This is a genomic window from Croceitalea sp. MTPC5 (assembly GCF_036985505.1).
Classification (GTDB): Bacteria; Bacteroidota; Bacteroidia; order Flavobacteriales; family Flavobacteriaceae; genus Croceitalea.
Genome location: NZ_BTGQ01000002.1, coordinates 921,963 through 941,778, shown reverse-complemented (window position 1 = coordinate 941,778; position 19,816 = coordinate 921,963). Strand labels below are relative to the sequence as shown.

16 protein-coding genes and 2 tRNA genes are annotated in these 19,816 nt (G+C 41.0%); 14 read left to right on the top strand and 4 right to left on the bottom strand.

Annotation, left to right across the window (positions count from 1 at the left end; translation table 11 throughout):
* Positions 1 to 74 (top strand) — tRNA-Asn (locus tag AACM45_RS09400).
* A 321-nt stretch (positions 75 to 395) separates the two neighbouring features.
* On the opposite strand, the gene AACM45_RS09395 is transcribed toward AACM45_RS09400, so the two are convergent.
* Both AACM45_RS09395 and AACM45_RS09390 read right to left on the bottom strand, forming a co-directional pair.
* Positions 396 to 2,426: a tetratricopeptide repeat-containing sensor histidine kinase gene (locus AACM45_RS09395; RefSeq protein ID WP_339142274.1), complete on the bottom strand. Its 2,031-nt coding sequence runs from the start codon at positions 2,424 to 2,426 to the stop codon at positions 396 to 398.
* A gap of 392 nt (positions 2,427 to 2,818) precedes the next feature.
* On the bottom strand, positions 2,819 to 3,907 hold the full coding sequence (locus tag AACM45_RS09390) for a formylglycine-generating enzyme family protein (RefSeq protein WP_339142272.1): 1,089 nt from the start codon (positions 3,905 to 3,907) through the stop codon (positions 2,819 to 2,821).
* Positions 3,908 to 4,067: 160 nt separating this feature from the next.
* Between AACM45_RS09390 and AACM45_RS09385 the strand changes: the two genes are divergently transcribed.
* The 7 genes from AACM45_RS09385 (at position 4,068) to AACM45_RS09355 (ending at position 12,033) form a co-directional block, all read left to right on the top strand.
* Complete coding sequence (locus AACM45_RS09385; RefSeq protein ID WP_339142270.1) at positions 4,068 to 4,562, top strand: (2Fe-2S)-binding protein; 495 nt, start codon at positions 4,068 to 4,070, stop codon at positions 4,560 to 4,562.
* Positions 4,563 to 4,564: 2 nt separating this feature from the next.
* On the top strand, positions 4,565 to 6,721 hold the full coding sequence (locus AACM45_RS09380) for a xanthine dehydrogenase family protein molybdopterin-binding subunit (protein WP_339142269.1): 2,157 nt from the start codon (positions 4,565 to 4,567) through the stop codon (positions 6,719 to 6,721).
* Between the two features lie 23 nt (positions 6,722 to 6,744).
* Positions 6,745 to 7,377 carry a Crp/Fnr family transcriptional regulator gene (locus AACM45_RS09375; protein WP_339142268.1) on the top strand — a complete coding sequence of 211 codons (633 nt, stop codon included), beginning with the start codon at positions 6,745 to 6,747 and terminating at the stop codon, positions 7,375 to 7,377.
* A 33-nt stretch (positions 7,378 to 7,410) separates the two neighbouring features.
* The gene (locus AACM45_RS09370; RefSeq protein WP_339142267.1) at positions 7,411 to 9,168 is read left to right on the top strand and encodes a SulP family inorganic anion transporter; all 1,758 of its coding nucleotides are present in this window, start codon (positions 7,411 to 7,413) and stop codon (positions 9,166 to 9,168) included.
* Positions 9,169 to 9,220: 52 nt separating this feature from the next.
* Positions 9,221 to 10,630, top strand: coding sequence for an MBL fold metallo-hydrolase (locus AACM45_RS09365; RefSeq protein ID WP_339142266.1), 1,410 nt, complete (start codon positions 9,221 to 9,223; stop codon positions 10,628 to 10,630).
* 7 nt (positions 10,631 to 10,637) lie between these two features.
* On the top strand, positions 10,638 to 11,021 hold the full coding sequence (locus AACM45_RS09360; protein WP_339142265.1) for a rhodanese-like domain-containing protein: 384 nt from the start codon (positions 10,638 to 10,640) through the stop codon (positions 11,019 to 11,021).
* Between the two features lie 163 nt (positions 11,022 to 11,184).
* Positions 11,185 to 12,033, top strand: a complete 849-nt coding sequence (locus AACM45_RS09355; protein ID WP_339142264.1) for a DUF5694 domain-containing protein — start codon at positions 11,185 to 11,187, stop codon at positions 12,031 to 12,033.
* Positions 12,034 to 12,062: 29 nt separating this feature from the next.
* Here the strand turns inward: AACM45_RS09355 and AACM45_RS09350 are convergent, their stop codons facing one another.
* Positions 12,063 to 12,269 carry a hypothetical protein gene (locus AACM45_RS09350; protein ID WP_339142263.1) on the bottom strand — a complete coding sequence of 69 codons (207 nt, stop codon included), beginning with the start codon at positions 12,267 to 12,269 and terminating at the stop codon, positions 12,063 to 12,065.
* Between the two features lie 408 nt (positions 12,270 to 12,677).
* Between AACM45_RS09350 and AACM45_RS09345 the strand changes: the two genes are divergently transcribed.
* From AACM45_RS09345 to AACM45_RS09320, 6 genes are all read left to right on the top strand, one after another.
* Entirely contained in the window at positions 12,678 to 12,890 is a 213-nt protein-coding gene (locus AACM45_RS09345; RefSeq protein ID WP_339142262.1) for a YgaP family membrane protein, read from the top strand.
* A 202-nt stretch (positions 12,891 to 13,092) separates the two neighbouring features.
* The gene (locus AACM45_RS09340; RefSeq protein ID WP_339142260.1) at positions 13,093 to 13,650 is read left to right on the top strand and encodes a YeeE/YedE family protein; all 558 of its coding nucleotides are present in this window, start codon (positions 13,093 to 13,095) and stop codon (positions 13,648 to 13,650) included.
* Between the two features lie 4 nt (positions 13,651 to 13,654).
* On the top strand, positions 13,655 to 14,068 hold the full coding sequence (locus AACM45_RS09335) for a YeeE/YedE family protein (protein WP_339142259.1): 414 nt from the start codon (positions 13,655 to 13,657) through the stop codon (positions 14,066 to 14,068).
* Positions 14,069 to 14,210: 142 nt separating this feature from the next.
* On the top strand, positions 14,211 to 14,609 hold the full coding sequence (locus AACM45_RS09330; RefSeq protein WP_339142258.1) for a response regulator: 399 nt from the start codon (positions 14,211 to 14,213) through the stop codon (positions 14,607 to 14,609).
* Positions 14,610 to 14,774: 165 nt separating this feature from the next.
* Positions 14,775 to 15,200, top strand: a complete 426-nt coding sequence (locus AACM45_RS09325; RefSeq protein WP_339142257.1) for a VOC family protein — start codon at positions 14,775 to 14,777, stop codon at positions 15,198 to 15,200.
* Positions 15,201 to 15,620: 420 nt separating this feature from the next.
* Positions 15,621 to 15,692: transfer RNA gene (locus AACM45_RS09320), tRNA-Arg, on the top strand.
* A 268-nt stretch (positions 15,693 to 15,960) separates the two neighbouring features.
* Here the strand turns inward: AACM45_RS09320 and AACM45_RS09315 are convergent.
* The gene (locus AACM45_RS09315) at positions 15,961 to 19,557 is read right to left on the bottom strand and encodes a hypothetical protein (protein WP_339142256.1); all 3,597 of its coding nucleotides are present in this window, start codon (positions 19,555 to 19,557) and stop codon (positions 15,961 to 15,963) included.
* Between the last annotated feature and the right edge of the window lie 259 nt (positions 19,558 to 19,816).

Below are 19,816 nucleotides of genomic sequence, written 5' to 3'. Positions count from 1 at the left end.
TCCTCCTTAGCTCAGTTGGTTAGAGCATCTGACTGTTAATCAGAGGGTCCTTGGTTCGAGCCCAAGAGGAGGAGCATAAGTAGAAAAAAAAACCTCTCGAGAAATCGAGAGGTTTTTTGTTTTTTTACCCTTTTTAACAATGAAGTCTTTATTCTGGGGGTCGTCAGGGTGGGCCAAGCTCGTGGAAGCAATAGCAAAGCCAAACTATGGCCTATTTCAACCCACCTTTAGCGTTTTTTCTTTGTAGTAAAAGCCACTATTTCCTTAAGTAAGGAGGTGCTCATATCCCCTATCCGTTATTTTACGATTTTAATTCACAGTTGTTTTTCAAAGCCTCCTATTCAAAGCTTAGCTATACGGTGGGCAATGTAAATACCAAGCGATTACGTGTATTGCTATACTTCTTTAAGGACAACCGTGAAGCTGGTTTCCCCTTTTTCAGGATGTATTGAAAAGCTTCCCCCATACTGCTTTGTCAAGCCTTCTACCAAGTTTAGCCCAAACGAATAGTTCTTCTTTGAACAATCCTTGAAACCAACACCATCGTCCCCCACAATTAATTCATGGTACCCATCATTTGTACTGTAGGTGACGGTGACTGTACCACTTTCCTTCCCTTTAAACGCATACTTCACCGCATTGGTGAGTAGTTCGTTTATGATCAGCCCCATGGGTACGGCTATTGACATTTTAATTTCAGCATCATCTATGTTATGGACAACATTGATCTTACCTGAGCTATCCACCATGGAATCCATAATATTCTTGATGAGTCGAGAGAAATAGAATTTTGAGTTCACGCTACTCATTGTTTTGTGCTGGTACAGCTCTTCGTGGATAAGGGCCAATGATTTTATCCTATTCCTGCTTTCCGCCAATGCCATATCAAGTTTTGGATGGCTATTCAAATTAGAAGCTTGTACGTTGAGAAGACTCAAAATAATCTGTAGGTTGTTTTTAACCCGATGATGGGTCTCTTGTACCAACAATTTATTCTCCTTATTCTGCCTTCGAATGGTGACCATTGATTTTTTCTGTGAAGTATTGCTCTTATACATGATAAAAGCCAGGATCAGTAAGAGTATGACAATGGTCGCAAGACTAATTTGAATAATGCGCATTCGCCTTTGGTCCGTTTCCTTGTTTTCGTTCTCTAGGTTCAAAAGTTCAATTTCCCTATCCTTTAAATTTGTCTCGTATTCAATCTCTAACTGCGCAATGGCCTTTGCGGTATTTTCAGAGGCGATACTATCTTTTAATTGATTGTATTTCCAATTGCTTTGTACGTATGAATGGATATCCCCTTGAATGGAATCTACACGCGCCTTGAGTAAATAGGTTTCCTTTTCGCTGATCAAATCGCCGACCCCGGTTTGTATTTGCAAAGCCCTTTCAAGATTTTTTTCCGCCTCATTGTATAAACCAAGTTCTATTTGTAATTCAGCCAAGTTATTCGAGATAAATAGCACGTCTTGTTTGTTGGCCGCCTTCTCGGCGACTTCCATCCCCTTTTTGTAATAATCGATTGCCTTATCGTAGTCACCTATGGTCTTGTAATAATAGGCCCTGGTAACGTAAACAAAATTTTCTATGATTTCCCCTTGTCCAGAAAACCCTGAAATGTATGTTGAGGCGATATCGAGTTTTTCTTTTGATTCTTTGGGTTTATTGACATCTAACAGTGATTCTGACAGTTTTACCGCGGCCAATGCGATCATACGGTCGATTCCTAACCTTTTTGCGGTCTCATAAGCCAGTTGTCTATATTTTAAAGCGTTTTTATACCCCCCCACCAAGCGGTACATGTTTCCCGCGTTGATATACAATTGCGTTTTTCTGTTCAAATCTTCGGGAAGTAACCCGTCAAGTTTGATGGCACTGAGGTTGTGGAATATGGCCCTGTCCAAATATCCTTTTTGAGCATAATCTATACTCAGATTGTTATGGTATACCAAGAGTCTTTCTGGGGGGTCGTTGCTTCGTTCTGAAGCTTTGAGGGTAGCTAGGGAATATTTTAAGGTAGAATCAAGTATTTGCTTTTTGAAGTACACCTCACCCAGTGCGAACAGAATACTTTTTTGGGCATAGTTATCAAGTTCCCCTGTTTGTAAAAGTTCTTTCAATCTAACATCGGCATCTTCAAAGTCACCTTGCCGAAAACGAGCCAAGATGATATTGGCCTTGGCACTATAGATGCCATCCTTATATCGTAATTCCTCAGCCAAACGCAACGAACGTTGCGCCAAGATGATGCTACTGTCAGGTTGTCTCTTATAGTATTTTGTTGAAAGTAAATTTAAATTTCTAACCGTTTCCTCAGTGGATGGATTCTTTTGGATCAGCTGTAGGATACTATCTTTCTTTGACTTTTGCGCAATGCTTAGAATCGTAAAAAAAATGGTAAGCCATGAAAGTAGTTGTTTCATAATGACAAACGGATTATGAATATGTTATGGTCTTAAAGTCATGTTGTCCATAAAACCTTATTTTCAAAGAAATCAGCAAGCATTCACTTCGGCTATTTCAGTTACTTATCAAAACCCCAATCGCGCTATCTGATTCTAATACAACATCTTACTTTTTAACAAAATAAAACGGACCCTAAACATTGATTGAATTTAAACAAATTTAGGTTAAAAAATTTAGCATATACTTTATAACATCTTGTTGAAGAGGAACATCCCTATATTCTCAAGAAAAATTTCCTTCCAAAAACTGATGATTATCATTTAATTTGGGTAATGCAACATTTTGTACCCTATACGGAAATTACGCTCGGGTATTTTCTTGACTTCCTAGGCAGTTGATTTTGGGAATACTACTTTTGATATGCTCCCTTGACCGTTCTAAATCCCAAATGCTCCATGGCCGAGTCAAGTGATGATGCCATTCTTGATGATATGCGATAACTGGCACAATAGCTCGCATTACAAAGAAAGGAACCCCCTTTGATAATTCGCTCTTGGGCATATGGATTATTTTTGTTGAACGGTTTCGCGGCACCTTCTGGATTTAATGCCGTACCATTATTTAGTCCCAATTCACGATAATAGTTCGAATTGTACCAATCATTGGTCCATTCCCACACGTTGCCCGCCATATCATAAAGCCCATAGCCATTAGGGGCATAGGTTTTTACGGGTGAAAGGCCCTCAAACCCATCTTTTTTGGTGTTCTGTTGCGGAAATTGCCCTGTCCAGGTATTCGCCATTTCAGCCAATGCAGTGACTTCATTTCCCCACGAATGAATAGTGGCTCCAGAACCCCCTCGGGCAGCATATTCCCATTCTGCTTCCGTTGGCAAGCGCCTGCCCTTCCATTTGCAATAGGCCAATGCATCTTCATAGGCGATATGGACTACGGGATTGTTTTCTTTTCCTTTGATGGAACTATCCGGGCCCTGAGGGTGTTTCCAGTTCGCCCCAATGGTCCACTGCCACCATTGCGAATAATCATATAAATTGGTAGTGGCAATGCTTTTAAAGACCAAAGAACCTGCTTGTAAAAGTGAATCAGCAGGTTTTGGGGTTCCCTCAGGAAGTTGTTTTTTCATTTCCTCCCAATTAATTTCCCTTTCAGCCAAGGTCACATAATCGGTCTGGGCAACAAACTCTGAAAATTCAGCATTGGTAACTTCGTTGATGTCCATAAAAAAGCCATCGACCCGCACCTTATGAACGGGTTTTTCATGGGCCATGGCATTAATATCATGGTTGACGGCACCTTGCATAAAAAGCCCACCCGGAATCCAGATCATGCCTTTAGGTACGGTATCTTTGGTCTTGCTATAGTTCTTTTCCCCTTTTTTAGTGACCACAACCGCTTGGTTTCCCTGATTTTTGCATTGTGCCAAGAGAAACAGTAAGAGCAAGTACCTAAACAAACCATAATTATTGACCTTGGCCATTTCTTGAAAAATTGATTTTTAAAAGTAGCTATTCCAAAACAAAAGGTACGATACTACTAGGTTTAGATCGAAGTTTTAAATAAGTATTCTTTTTATAAGAACCTGTTTTTACTGTAATATCGTCAAAGTTGAATATCTTGTTGTAGCTAAAAATAACACTATGCGAATTTCTTTTGTGCTCAACAATTCGGATACCGAGATCGATTTAACCGATGATACCACACCCCTGTTATGGGTCATACGGGATGTATTGGGTTTAAAAGGGACCAAGTTTGGTTGCGGAAAAGCGGCGTGTGGGGCCTGTACCTTGGTAATTGATGGTGAAGCGGTTCGTTCTTGCCTTTATCCGGTAAAGTTTGCTGAAGGAAAGCAGATTACGACCATAGAAGGTTTAGGCACAGAAGAGAACCCGCACCCGATACAACAAGCGTGGATTGAGAAAATCGTACCACAATGCGGGTATTGCCAATCTGGATTTATGATGGCCACCGCAGCTTTACTTGAAAAACATCAAAGCCCCACCGATGATGATATTGATAAGAACATCACCAACATCTGTCGTTGCGCCACCTACTATCGCATGCGAAAAGCGATTCATCGTGCAGTTGAACTGAAGGGAACTGAAATTTCTGAAACAGAACCTCAAAAATCGTAAGCATGGGTGGCAATAAGAAGAAAATTTCGAGGCGTAGGTTTTTGATTCGAGGCGGTGTAGGAACTTTAGGGGTTGTGGCAATAGGGACTTATCTTTTCAGAAACCCTATTCGAAGAAAAATCTTGGCTGTAGCCGATAGTGGTGAATCTCCCTATTTAGGTAGCGGAATGGAACCCATGTTATGGTTTGAGATCACGAAAGAAAATAAGGTGGTGCTGCATTCCCCGAAAGTAGAGATGGGGCAGGGAACGTTTACGGGATTGGCGCAAATGGCAGCTGACGAACTGGAAGTTGATATGAATCAGATTTCGGTCGTACATGCGGCCTCCATATCAGGAAACCTAGACAGTTTTGCCACTGGGGGCAGTACGTCCATTTCAAGTTTATGGCAACCACTTCGCGAATTGGCGGCTACCCTACGGGAAATGCTAAAACAAGAGGCAGTAAAGAAATTAGGATCCGAAGCCTCATCAATAAAAGTAGAAAATGGGGTAATACGGGTAGATGATACGGAGCTAACTTATACTGAGATTGCTCAAGGGGTCTCGAAATGGGAGGTTCCTAAAACCCCTGCTTTAAAAGCAATCAAGAATTATAAGTTCATAGGGAAACCCATACCAAGGGTGGATCTGAATTCAAAGGTTTTTGGAGATCCTATTTTCGGGATGGATGCCGAGATGCCCGAGATGCTATATGGGGCCGTGGTCAGACCTAATAAGGTTGGGGCAAAATTTATAAGCGCTGATGTGTCGAAGGCGCAGACAATGCCCGATGTCGTAAAAATTATTAAAGAAGAGGACTTTGTTGGGGTGGTAGCAAAATCATTCACTGCCGCTGAAAGGGCAAAAGAAGCCATTGACGTTACTTGGGAAGTTACGGAAAACTGGCAAACAGACGACATTCGTGAAATGGTTAAGGTGGGTAAGGGTAAAGCCTTTTTGCTTCAAAAAGAAGGCGACAGCTTGAAAGATGACGACAATCTTATTGCGATGGAGTTTTCAAGCCCTATTGGTGCCCATGCCCAGTTAGAACCAAATGGGGTTTTGGCTTTCGTTGAAGGGGATAAGGTAACCCTTAAAATGGCAACGCAAGTAGTCGCCTTAACCCGAAAAGAGGTGGCAAAACGACTAGACGTTGACGAAGAGAAGGTCAATATCATTCCTACCTATTTGGGAGGGGGTTTTGGAAGACGTTTGCATACGCCCCATGCAGTTCAAGCAGCGGTGATGTCTAAAGCCGTAGGTAAACCGGTGAAGTATTTCTTTTCTAGAAAGGAAGAGTTTCAGCATGATTTGTTCAGACCGCCAACACATCATCAATTACATGGAAAATTGGATGACCAAGGAAATATCGCATTTATCCAACACGATTTTTCAAGTGGTGACGTGGCTATAGATGCTGCAATGCTACCAGGCTTTTTACATGGGGTCTTGGGTACTGATGTCGGTGCCATTAGGGGAGGTTTCTGTCATTATAGCGGTATCCCCAATATTAGAACGGTTTCATGGCACGTAGATTTGCCTTTTGCCACAAGTTGGTGGCGTAGTTTAGGGTTGCTGGCAAATACCTTTGCCTGGGAAAGCTTTATGGATGAGTTGGCGATAAGGGCTGGTAAAAACCCTGTAGCTTTTCGCTTGGCACATATTCAATATGATGAAAAAGGGAATCGTTTAAAAGCGGTAATTAAAGCTGCCGCTAAAAAAGCGAATTATGATAACAAGGTCGTAAATGGAAGGGCAATGGGTATCGCGGCATCTACGGATGCGGGCACGCCCTGCGCACAAGTTGCTGAGGTTTCCGTTGTCAATAATGAAATAAAGGTACACAAAGTGACCTGTGCAATGGATCCAGGCCTGGCTATAAACCCGGATCAAATAAGGGCACAATGCGAAGGCGCAATAATCATGGGAATGAGCGCCTCATTATATGAAAAAATGGAGCTGGTAGATGGAGAATTGACCCCGATAATCTATGGCCCATATGAAATGGCACAAATGAAGCATGCACCCAAAGAAATTGATGTAGTACTGCTTCAAGGTAGTGATAAGCCCGGTGCCGTGGGGGAACCCCCTTTAGGTCCAATTGCAGCTGCTATAGCAAATGCCGTTTTTCGTGTAACGGGAAATCGGCTTACACAATTACCGTTGGATTTAACTTAATACAACACTGAAAGTAAGACATCATGTTGCATCAATTAGAAGAAAATTTTGGCAACGTATTTGAAAAGCCCTTGATAGAAGAGATTGCTGACTCGGGCAAGTATTTGCGAATACCTGAAGGAGAAAAAATCATTGAAATCGGCCAATATATTAAGGGTATGCCCTTGCTGCTATCAGGGGCGATCAAGATCCTTAGGGAAGACGATGATGGTGATGAACTGTTGCTCTATTATCTCGAGCGCGGTGATACCTGTAGCATGACCATGGCCTGTTGTCTAGGCGATACCCAAAGTGAGATTAGGGCAATTGCTGAAACCGATGTGGAACTTGTACTGGTGCCTGTTCGAAAAATGGGGGAGTGGATAAGTAGTTACAGGTCGTGGCGCAATTTTGTCTTTGATAGTTATCATAATCGCTTAAATGAATTATTGGCCACAGTCGATGGTATTGCCTTCAAAAATATGGATGAAAGACTTGTAGGTTATCTCAAAGAGAAGGCGCGAATTACAAATTCAAAGGTCATACTAAGTACACACCAAGAAATTGCCTACGATCTTCATAGCTCAAGAGTGGTCATATCAAGATTGCTTAAAAAACTAGAGGTCATGGGCAAGATCAAGTTGAACAGAAACCAAATTGAACTATTTGATATTTGAGCTTTGCTACTTGTGTTACCGATTATCTTCTAAATGCATAGTACCTTTGCGGTAATGTATAAACGTTATTTTCCGATACTTGATTGGCTACCAAATTATAAGAAGAGCTATCTAGCAGGTGATTTTTCCGCAGGCATTACGGTGGGGATTATGTTGATTCCACAAGGTATGGCCTATGCCTTAATAGCAGGTTTGCCACCCATATATGGTTTATACGCCGCCCTAGTCCCGAATTTAATCTATGCGATTACGGGTTCAAGTAGAAAACTGGCCGTAGGCCCGGTAGCTTTAGATTCTTTGATCGTGGCTTCTAGCTTGGCCGCAATGAAGTTGTCAAGTTTGGAAGATTATATTGGTATGGCAGTCGTTTTAGCCTTATTTGTTGGTGCCATACAATTGACTATGGGGTTTATGCGTCTTGGATTTCTCTCCAATTTTTTATCTAGACCAGTGGTCAGTGGCTTTACATCAGCGGCGGCAATAGTGATTGCCATCAGCCAGTTGAAACATTTTTTTGGGTTACGGATTTCGACCAACAATACCTTAAGAACCCTTCAAAGCATAGGGAGTCAAATTTCTGAAACGAATTTTTATGACCTCGTCATCGGTATTGCCGCAGTCTTGGTCATCTTGGGTTTGAAGATGCTACATCGAAAGCTTCCGGCCGCTATGGTCGTGGTAGTTTTGTCCATTGTAGGTATTTATTTTTTCATGGTAAACGAAACGGATGTCCATATTGTAGGTCATGTGCCTAAAGGATTACCGGCTTTTCAGTTGCCACAATTGGATATGAATTTGATAATACGGGCTTTTCCCACTGCAATGGCCCTCGCGTTTATAGCCTTTGCTGAGGCAATGACCATTGCTAAGGCAGTAGAGGAAAAAGACAATGAATTCTACACCGATGCCAATCAAGAACTACGCGCTTTAGGGGCTTCAAATATCATAGGTTCGCTATTTCAGTCCTATCCCGTAAACGCTGGATTGTCCAGGACGGCAGTGAACGTAAATGAAGGGGCTAAAACAGGAATTGCCTCACTTGTAAGTGTGATTGTTGTAGGCATAACACTTCTTTATTTGACCCCATTTTTTTATTACCTACCCAAGTCGGTGTTGGGGGCGATTATTCTAGTAGCAGTTTATGGTCTTATTGATTTGAAGTATCCAAAACAATTATGGCGACAGCGAAAAGATGAATTTTTCTTATTGTTGGTCACCTTTTTGACCACGCTTTTAATAGGAATATCACAAGGAATCATTTTTGGGGTACTGTTCTCTTTATTATTGTTGGTCAACAGAACCTCGCGGCCTCATATTGCAATTCTCGGTCGTATAAAAGGAACGGATTATTTCAAGAACGTAAATCGGTTTGGTGATGATATTGAGCAATTTGAAGATACCTTGGTACTTCGTTTTGATGGGCAGTTGTTTTTTGCCAATAGGGATTATTTTAAATCGGAGCTATATAAGAATATAGCACATAAGGGAAAAGAACTCAAGTTCGTTATTTTAAATGCAGAGGCCATAAATTATATAGATAGTAGCGCGCTCAATGTACTCAACCAGGTAGTTGATGATTTGAAAAATAAGAATATTGAGTTGTTGATCGCAGGGGCCATAGGCCCTATCAGGGATATTCTTTTCTCTAGCGGACTGATATCCAAATTGGGTACCGAAAATCTTTTCGTACGCACAAGTGATGCTTTTGAGTATTGTGAAAACTTATCTGAAAAAACGGCAATTCAAGCAAAAGTTTCGCAGCAATCAAAACAGAATACCTCTGTAACTTAAGTAACTTTGCATGAATCAAATCGAATATAGCTTTGCTATAAAATGAAAGTAGATGAACATTGAACAGATATATACAGGATGCTTGGCACAAGGGGCCTATTATATTGAAAGTGAGGGCGAAGTGGCCATAATCGATCCCCTAAGGGAGGTCAAACCATATATGGAGAGGGCCGCACGGGATAAGGCCAAAATTAAATTTATTTTTGAGACCCATTTTCATGCAGATTTCGTTAGTGGTCATGTGACCTTGGCAAAAGAAACGGGTGCCACCATTATTTATGGTCCAAATGCCGACCCGTCGTATGAGGTGTTAATAGCTGAGGATGGGCAAGAATTCAAACTGGGTAAACTAACATTCAAGGTATTGCATACCCCAGGGCACACTATGGAGAGTACGACATATCTTTTACGTGACGAGCATGGTAAAGATTATGCCATTTTTAGTGGGGACACCCTGTTTTTGGGTGATGTGGGGCGGCCTGACTTGGCACAAAAAGCAGCTTCAATGACGCAAGAAGAATTGGCCGGTATGCTTTACGATAGCCTACGAACCAAAATAATGCCACTTGCAGATGATGTAATCGTATACCCAGCCCATGGTGCGGGCTCTGCCTGTGGTAAGAACATGATGAAAGAAACCGTGGATACACTGGGCAACCAAAAGAAAATGAACTATGCCCTTCGCGAAAGTATGACCAAAGAAGAGTTTGTAAACGAAGTTACCGATGGCCTTCTTCCACCTCCACAATATTTTCCATTGAACGTAAAGATGAACAGGGAAGGATATGATGATATCCATGAGGTATTGAAACGTGGTGCTAGGGCACTTTCTCCACAAGCTTTTGAGGTTGCCGCAAATGAAACCGGTGCCGTAGTACTAGATGTGCGCCATCAAGATGATTTTGCCAAAGGCCATATACCCCGTTCCATCTTTATAGGATTAAAAGGGAGTTTTGCCCCATGGGTGGGTGCCTTGATAGCCGATGTAAAACAACCCATATTACTTGTCACCGATAAAAACAAAGAAGAAGAAGCCATCACCAGATTGTCAAGAGTAGGTTTTGATGGCACCTTAGGATATTTAGACGGGGGTATCGAAGCTTGGAAAAAAGCGGGTAAGGAAATCGATACGGTCGATAGTATTACCGCTGAGGTCTTTAAAAGTAGATTAGATGAACATGTACCGGTATTTGATGTGCGCAAAGAAAGCGAATTTAGTGCTGAACATATTGAAAATGCGCACTTCACACCTCTTGATTTCTTAAATGACCACTTGACGGAATTTCCTGAGAAAGAACCTTTTTATGTTCACTGTGCCGGGGGCTATCGTAGCATGATTGCAGCTTCTATTCTAAAGAGCCGTGGCATACACAACTTAGTGGACGTGGCAGGGGGATTCGCCGCTATCAAGAAAGCTGGAATTCCTGTTACTGATTTCAAATGTCCAACCACCTTCAAATAAACCGAACATGAATTGCCTATCTAAATATAGTCTTGTATTCACCCTTTTGGTTGCTGTCTTTGGCTGCCAGACCAAGCCCGATTCGAAGACGATCATTATCGTTGATAAAGCCCGAATAGAATCTGAGGTCATTGGAAAAAACGTACAATTGGTTGACGTTAGAACTCCCGAGGAATATGATGCAGGTCATATCGATAATGCCGTAAACTACAACATTATCGATAGTGAGACCTTTTTAAAACAAATCGAGGATCTGAATAAAGAGACCCCGGTATACCTCTATTGTAAGATGGGTGGAAGAAGTAATCGTGCTGCCGAACTACTGAAGGGAAAAGGATTTGTCAAAATTTATGATTATTCAGGGGGCTACAACGATTGGGTATCAAAATAAAGTAGTAAAGGCCTAATCCATATGATGGTTTTCGAAGTAGTATCCACATCTTGAATAGGGCCTCGATTACAATTTACAGGTATGTTGACTGGCCCTTCGATAAGTTTTCTTGTAATCAGTGTAACATCTGATGTAAATACACATCTTTTTAAAAACCAAGAACATGAAAATAGCCATCAGTATTACCCTTGCCCTATTATCCGTACAATTTTCTTCAAGCCAGAACACTGCTGACCAAATCAAATCACCCTCGGAATTCTTCCCAAAAGAAAAGGCAAAAGTACTCATTATGGGTACTTTTCACTTTAATTTTCCGGGCTTGGATACGCATAAAACCTCAGATTCCAATAAGATTGATGTCTTGAAAGAACCCAAAAAAAGTGAGGTAACCGCATTGGTGGAATACATCAAAAAATTCAATCCGAATAAAATATTGATTGAAGCCAGAACAGATTGGAACGACCGTTATCAGGCCTATCGAACAGGCGAATATCGAGATAAAAGGGATGAGCGCTATCAGGTGGCGATGCGTATTGCCCACGAATTGGATTTCGATAGTATTTTCAGCGTTGATGCCCCTACGTTGGAAAGTGAGCTTTTTGAGAAAGATTCCTTATTGACCAAATCCTTGACCAATAAAATCAATTGGGATGCAAAAGACCCGTATTTTGAAAAGGCTTTTGAGTGGATTGACCACCGTGATAGCTTGATGAAACAGGTGCACTTACTTGATTTCATTAAGAAAATGAACCGGAGGGAATCGCACAATGCAAATTTTGGTTTATACCTTACCGGGGCAATGGCTACTGAAGATTATGATGGTGCCGATAAGCTCACTATATGGTGGTACAACAGAAATGTTAGGATATTTTCAAATATCCTGAAATTGACTTCAGGTCCTGAAGATAGAATTCTTTTGGTTATCGGTAATGGCCATGCGGCCATCTTAAGACAACTTTTTGAAGCTTCACCGCAATTTGAATTTGTCGAATTTGAGGGTTTAAAGGATTAATTAAACAAGTTCGACCCAGGATCTGTCCTTTAATACAGGTAAGGACGAATAAATTCAAAAGCTGTCACCTCGAGTACTTTGACTTCGCCCAGTATAAACCATAGTTGAGAGGCCCTTAAAATCGAGAACAGTATAAGGTCTCTATTGCGCTTGTCTGCCGACAGGGTAGGCTTGACCTGATAGTAAAACATAAACCGTTGAAAATCAAAATAAAATACTTCAAGTTTATGTTGCATTCACGGAATGACAATTTTTCTCTAAAACCATTTTTTAGCACTTTGGAGCACCGGGTGGAACTTCTAAAGAAGTCGGTGGCCGTGTAACGATGCGTAGGTAACCTATTGCACAAAATCAAATTGGGTGAAAATTGGAATCATGAAATCTTGATAGATCAATTGATAGAAGTCAACCGATAACGAACCTTTGCTAGAAACCATCTTTTTTGAGTGGTCCTTTTATTCTTGAAATGTAAAGTAGGCCTAAAAATGAAATGCTGTGTAACCTAAGTTACCGGCTTCTTTGTGTCATTCAGATATATTTGACCATGCAATTGAAGAAATGGCACAAATTTCTACTGGTCTGTCTAAGCTGTTTGGTTTTGGTCACCACAATTGTTCTAATAATTGAAAAATTAAACCATTGATATGAAGAAAAATATGGGCGGTACGGACCGCATTGTTCGATTTGTTATTGCATTGATTGTTTTGGCATTGTACTATTTTGAAGTTATCGGGGGAACCTTAGCATATGTGTTATTGGCCCTTTCGGTAATTTTTGTGCTGACCAGCTTTGTAAGCTTCTGCCCCTTGTATTCCATTTTTGGTCTTAGTACCTGTAAGGTCAAAACTGAGGTGTAATGGGATTAGGTCTTTTAAAGAAACTTATTTTGATTGCCATTTTATTCAAATAGGTGTTTTTTTACGGTGATCATTATGATGATTATCGTCATATTTACAGAAACGAATAGTCGCAGAAAGCGCGGTCCCTATTGATTTTGACATCTATGAATAGTATAAGGCTAAATCGGTATTTGTATTTTCCTTGTAAAAATTTTCAGGTATGAATGCTATTTTACAACCCTGGCAATGGTACGTTTCAGGCCCATTGATTGCCGTCATCATGGCAATCTTGATATTGCTTGGTAAACGGTTTGGCATGTCCTCAAATTTAAGAACGCTATGTACGATTGCCGGAGGCGGTAAAGTGGCCGAATTTTTTAATTTCGATTGGAAGGCCCAACGGTGGAACCTGATAGTGGCATTAGGTGCTGTTATCGGTGGGGTTATTGCCGCAAATTTTTTGACTGTTGATACTACCGTTGCGATAAGTGCCAAGAGTATTGAAAAACTACGACAATTGGGCTTCGAGAGTGCCGGCACCGGGTATATGCCCGCTGAGTTTTTTTCCAATACGGCTTTTTTTGATCCAATGGCTATAGTGGCTTTATTGGTAGGGGGTTTTCTAGTGGGTTTTGGGGCACGATACGCCGGTGGATGCACCTCTGGGCATGCAATCTCAGGTTTAAGTAATTTACAACTTCCATCGTTGATAGCCGTCATTGGCTTCTTTGTTGGGGGATTGGTCATGGTGCATTTTATTTTCCCTTTAATTTTTTAGGCGAATGAGAAGTAGTAGCTATTTAGTGGTCGGAATCTTTTTCGGAATTGTAATGTTCAAATCAGAAGCTGCCTCATGGTTCCGTATATATGAAATGTTTCAGTTTGATAGTTTTCATATGTACGGTATCATTGGTTCGGCATTGGTTTTGGGCACCTTATTTACACAATGGATAAAAAGGGGAAACAAGAAATCGTTTTATGGCGAAAAAATTACCATTGCCGATAAAGAAAAATCTTTTGCACGTTATGCAATCGGAGGCGTTTTGTTCGGTTTGGGTTGGGCATTGGCAGGGGCCTGCCCCGGACCAATGTATACCTTGCTTGGAGCCGGCTTTCTGCCTATTTTGGTTGTTATTTTCGGTGCACTGGTAGGCACATTTGTTTACGGATTGCTCAAAAATCGACTTCCGCACTAAAACATTTGCCAATAATTGCATGAATTTGGCGTTATGCAGAGGGTTTAGGTCATAAAACGATGTTTTGTGGCTCAAAATGCGATTAACCTTTAAATTTACATCCCAAATTATAATGTGCCGCCCAAAAACGGGCGAGGTATTTATGCAGACCACAACTTGGATTATTGACGATGATATGGTGTCGCAATTTGCGACCAGATATTGCCTTGAGCAATATGGTGGTAATTTGGCCATAGAGACTTTTTCGAACGCAGAAGAAGGGCTCGCCGCTGCAAATACCCTAATTAAAAACAATCAAGCCTTACCAAAGTTGATTTTTTTAGATTTAGTGATGGACGATATGGACGGATGGCAGTTCATTGATCAGCTCAAAAAAGTAGCCAAACAAAGTGCTTTCCCAAAAATATACGTACTGTCCGCATTTGTGAATGCCAAAGATAGGGCCACTGCAAAAAAACATAAACAAGTATCAGGGTATTTTGATAAACCCCTTACGGGAATTAGCCTCTCCAGAATATTTGGGGCTAAGACAAAAATATAGAACGTAAGGCGTGCTGCTCGGCGCGCAATAATTAGGGATGCCTTGACCCCTGAGGACTACTACAATAAATTATCTTTACCATAGTTCGTTAAATCATTATATGATTTACAACGGTGCACGGGGTGGCGCAGTCATTTTCATTGGCATTTTTAAAATAAGAAAAATATGAAACAAGCGATAGTGCATATTGCCTTGGTCGTAAAAGACTATGATGAAGCAATAGCATTTTATACCAAGAAATTACATTTCGATTTGATTGAAGACACTTATCAACCCGAACAAGATAAAAGATGGGTGGTGGTAGCACCCCCAAATTCAATAGGGACTACAATTTTATTGGCAAAAGCCTCTAACGAAAGGCAAGAAAGCTTTGTTGGTAATCAAACGGGCGGACGGGTATTTCTATTCTTGAATACCGATGATTTTTGGAGGGATTATAACGAAATGTCCTCAATGGGAATAGAATTCGTCAGAGAACCCAAAGAAGCTTCTTATGGAACTGTTGCCGTTTTTAAGGATTTGTATGGAAATCTATGGGATTTGTTGCAACTAAGTCCTGAAAGCCCAATAATAACGACAATTGACACGTAAAGGTTTAAAGCGTTACATACTTTAATAAAATGGGTGCTAGAACCATCTTGACGACTTTATTTTCTATTTTAATAGCCCTCTATATTGCCAGCCATTCCACACTAATATCAGGAATATCCCCTTTTTTGTATACAGTGCTATTGACCCTGATTTTTGCGTTATTTCTGGCCATTTTGATTTTCATTTATAATGAACCCAATAGAAGACTAAAGAAAATTCAGTTCGCCATATTGGTTGTAGCTATAGTCATCGGTATTTACTGTGCAAAAAGGATCGATGATTCTTTTATCAAAGCACCTTCAAGGTTTTATTATCAATCGAGCACGTTCATACGCTTTTTCTAAGAGGATACACCAGCTACTTTTTAACTATTTCTTTAAGAATACTATAAAAAAGTATATTTTTGGCTTCCATTTTCATGGCCCCGTAGTTCAATGGATAGAATAGAAGTTTCCTAAACTTTAGATGCAAGTTCGATTCTTGCCGGGGCTACTTTTTGGTATTTAACGTGAATTCAACCTACAAAACCCATTGTTTTTTGACTTCTAAAGGTTTAAGTACTTTCATTGGGTTGAGCCTGCTTCGTTGACAAACAGGCTCAGTAGAAACCTCTTTATATGTTCACATTCTCAAGTTCTTGACTGTTTCTTTATCGGGTGGGCTATGTCTAGGGGTGACCGCTATGCGTATTAATGGTATCTATTTTCTTAGAGACCGGAAGTGCCGTTGAACTTACTTGATATACTTTAGTAAGTTTTATTTAAAGACCAAAGTTTAAACCCAATTGAAACCTGCCGTTTTCCGATCCCTCAAAATAGGACATCCTTAATTGTAAAAGGGAAGCCATGGAAATACGTATTCCACCTCCGTATCCGTTATACCAACGGTTTGAACTTGAACCGGGTTGCCAAACACTACCAAGGTCGTAACCTATAAAAGTGTACAGACGTGCTGGGAAGAGAAAGGTCTTTACTGGTTTGAATCGATAAAGTACGTCCACTGAGGTATTGAAAGCGGTTTGGCCGCTAAAACGGTGCTGCCGATATGCCCGTAGTCCTGAGTCCCCACCCAAACGGGCCGAATGGTAAAATGGAATCGTATTCCCTTCTCGCAATTGCCCCTTGAATCTATTTTTCAAAATCAGGTTACCTGACGGCTCCAAAGCATTCCAAAGTTCCAAGTCGGCGTTTAAGGCCCAAGTAGTAGGCACTGGCCCTAAATTATCAAAAATGCCCGCTTCGATCGTTGACATCAGCCCCCTGGTAGGAAAACTCTCGTTGTCCACACTCTTAAAACCATATTTTAATTTAAGGTTTATGAACTCTAGCGTGTTCGCGGCATTGCCTATATCAACAAACCCTGAAGGTTTAGAGGATACGTTTTTGTAGAAAACCCCGAATTCTAGGGTATTTCCATAAGATTCGTTACGGTAAATTGCCAAGCCACCTTGTAGATATTGTATGGGAATTCTATTGGCATCGAGACCGTTGTCCCCATTTTCCGAACCATTACCGAAACCAAAAAAGTTTTCAGTGTAATTGGCACTCGTGAATCTACCTTCTGCCTTAAAATTCCATCTTCCAAAAATGTTGGCAAAGTGGGCCTCAGGTATTAGCTCTACTGCTTGGGTCAACGAGATATAACGAGTATTGAGGGCCCACATTGACGTAAAGGGATTGCGCTCTAACCCAAGGTTTTTATGTCCTATTTTTAACTGTGGTACAACACCCTCGTCTGGATTGAAAATTAGATTGGGCTCCAAAAACTTGCCCGATGAAGGCCGTACCTCTGGATCGTAGATATGATTGGCGTAATTATCGCTTATTCTCAGTTTGGCAGCTCCGCTATTTTCAGTTTCATTGTTGGGATTTCTTTGATCATAGATTGAAATGCCCTTTCCGTTTTCAATGGCATAGGTATCCTTTTCAAGACCGCCGGCAAGAATAACCTTAATCTTGGTTTTTGATGCCCCTGAAACCTCAAAAATATCCTTGTCATCCAGTCCATATACCCACAACTCTTGGGTTTCACCTTTATTGAAGGTACGATCGAATAGCTTTGTTCCCTTTTTTCCATCTTTGATACGAAAGGCCGAAATGCGCAAAGTGTCCTCATTTTCGATGTCCATATGAAATAGATCATCTTTATCGGTTCCCTTTAAGGTCTGAAATTGAAGAAAATAGTCTAAATACCTATCAACAATTTTACGAAGATTTCCCTTTCGTAAGAGGAGATGCTCTTGAATTTTGTTCCAAACGTCGTCTTGAATTTCCTTTGGTGCCGAGGCGAACGCTTTTGATACCGTCTCCTTATTTAATTGATCTTGGATAAATTGAACCTGTTCCCCCCATACGTCTCGACCGGAGCGTTGAATGATTGCCCGATCTAGATTAATGGCACTCTCACTGAAATTTTTGACGAACTCGATATCAGGGCCATATTTACCGAGTACACGACTACCACTGATAACCTTTTGTAGAAATTCGAGGTACTTACCGTCAAAATTGGCAAAGACCTGATCGCGATCTCGGGGCACTGGGGTATAAATGTTCTTTTCCCCTTGTGATTTTTTAGACCAACTCCATTGTCCTTCGTGTCGGTCCCAATCGCCGATCAACATGTCAAATATTCGAGCCCTGATATATTCTCGCTCATCAACTTGATTGGCCTCGTCGTCGCGTAAGGCTTCAAAAAGCTCTTTGGTGTCGATTACCTCATCACTATTTCCGAACATATGAAAGTCCTCAAAATCGCCATCTGGTTTTCGTTCGAGCATGTAAAGCCTATTACCATGTGCATCATTGAAGTCTCCGAGAGCAGCTTGTTTAGGAACATAAAATAATTTCGGATGGGTATGTTTGATCTTGATTTGGTGTGCCAAATCGGCAATGACAAAAGCGCCATAGGGGTGTGCAGCGGTAAAAAAATCCGCAATCAATTCTGCCGGAAGCGTTTCAGAAAAGTATTGTTGCGCATTGAGGTCATTGAACCCTGAGGCCTTTAAATAAGAATAAGGGTTTTTTTCAAGAGCACGAAGATTGTAGTCCCTACCTTTTTTGTCTATCAACCTGAGTGAAATGGTTTGGTTTCCACCTCCGGCCCGTTCGGGTGTAAGTCCCCCATAAAGCGTATCTAGAAGCGCCACTGGGGCCTCTACCGGTACGCCATAGACATACCTGTAGTGCTTGCCCCAGCGCTTCTCGAATTTCTTATCGACGAATACCTGCTCTTGCGGGTATACCGATGCTTTGAACGTAGGGGGAAAGCGTTTGGGAAGACTATCGATTGGATAGTGCTTTTTTTCTGGAAATGTTTTCGCCTTAAAAACCTCAACCTCACTTTTCTTTGGCCCTATAGTATAAAAATAGATTTCCGATAAGCCGTTTTCATAGAGTTTCAGTTCTGCAAAGCCGGGCTTGCCAGAACTAAACACGCCATTTCTGCCAAGGGATGCAGCTTCTGAACTGCTTGTCGTTCCAGAGATTATTTGCCTTATGTTACCGTCTTCGATATATTGTAACGAATTCTCATGGGCCGAAAGGATGAACATTCGCTGAACCTCAAGTGCCGACATCTTAATTTCAGACATGAGCTCATTCATAAGGGGGTTGTAACGGTCTTGTCTTGATATACCTCCCTCAGAACGAAGTAGGGCCCATATGGTTCCAATTCCTGGTATAAATCCGTTCTGTCTGCTAGGGCTATACGCTATTGAAAAGGGCAATCTTCCGCCGTGGATGCCATTTGTGAATAAAGGGTGGTGTATGAGCAATAGCACATTTTTATGTCGGGCCTTTTTTATCTTATCCTTCAGTTTGACGATAAATTGCTTTCGTGTCTTTAACTCGCACTTATCATTGATGTTGGGTCTTTTATCCCAATCCTCGATATACCATTGCGAATCAACGATTATAATCTCGGTATAATCATCTACGGTTATGGTCTCAAGGGGACATCCCTTTTCTGGCTCAAAAGTATTATCCCGCCCTAGCGCCTTTTCGAAATAATCTTCAATATCATCAAGGCCTTCCAAGCCGTATGCCTTCCATTCCTTCTCACCGGGAATCACGAGACCCTCGCCTTTGAATTCTAAAATCAATTTTGATAAGGTATCCAATTGACCCAATACCTTTGGGCTTGAAAGATTGTTTTTGGTTACATTATCGCCGAGAAGGATAAAGTAATCATCTTCTTTCGCCGATGATAATTTTTGTTTTAAAAAACGGAATAGCTCGTTGTTTATTCCTGATTTTTTTGAGCCCGTATTCCCTAAAAGGAAATAACTCCTGAATTTGGTGTGCTGCTTTTCACCGATCAAGGCTTTATCAGACCCCTCGCGTAACCCTGATTTTTGCACACTATTTTTGGTGGCGCATCCAGATATGAGAAGCACCACCAGAATCACCGCAAAATTATATCTAGCTATAGTGATGTTTTATATTTAAAAGACAAAGACAAGTAACCTTTGCTTAATTCGTAGAAGGTAAAAATACCGAAATTTGGTGATTCGGCTTTTATGTCTTTTTTCCGGTTAAAGGTTTGGTACTACTGCTATAATCAAAACAATATATCTCACACTAGTTTAAGGGCTCATATGGTAATTCGGGTAAACACGT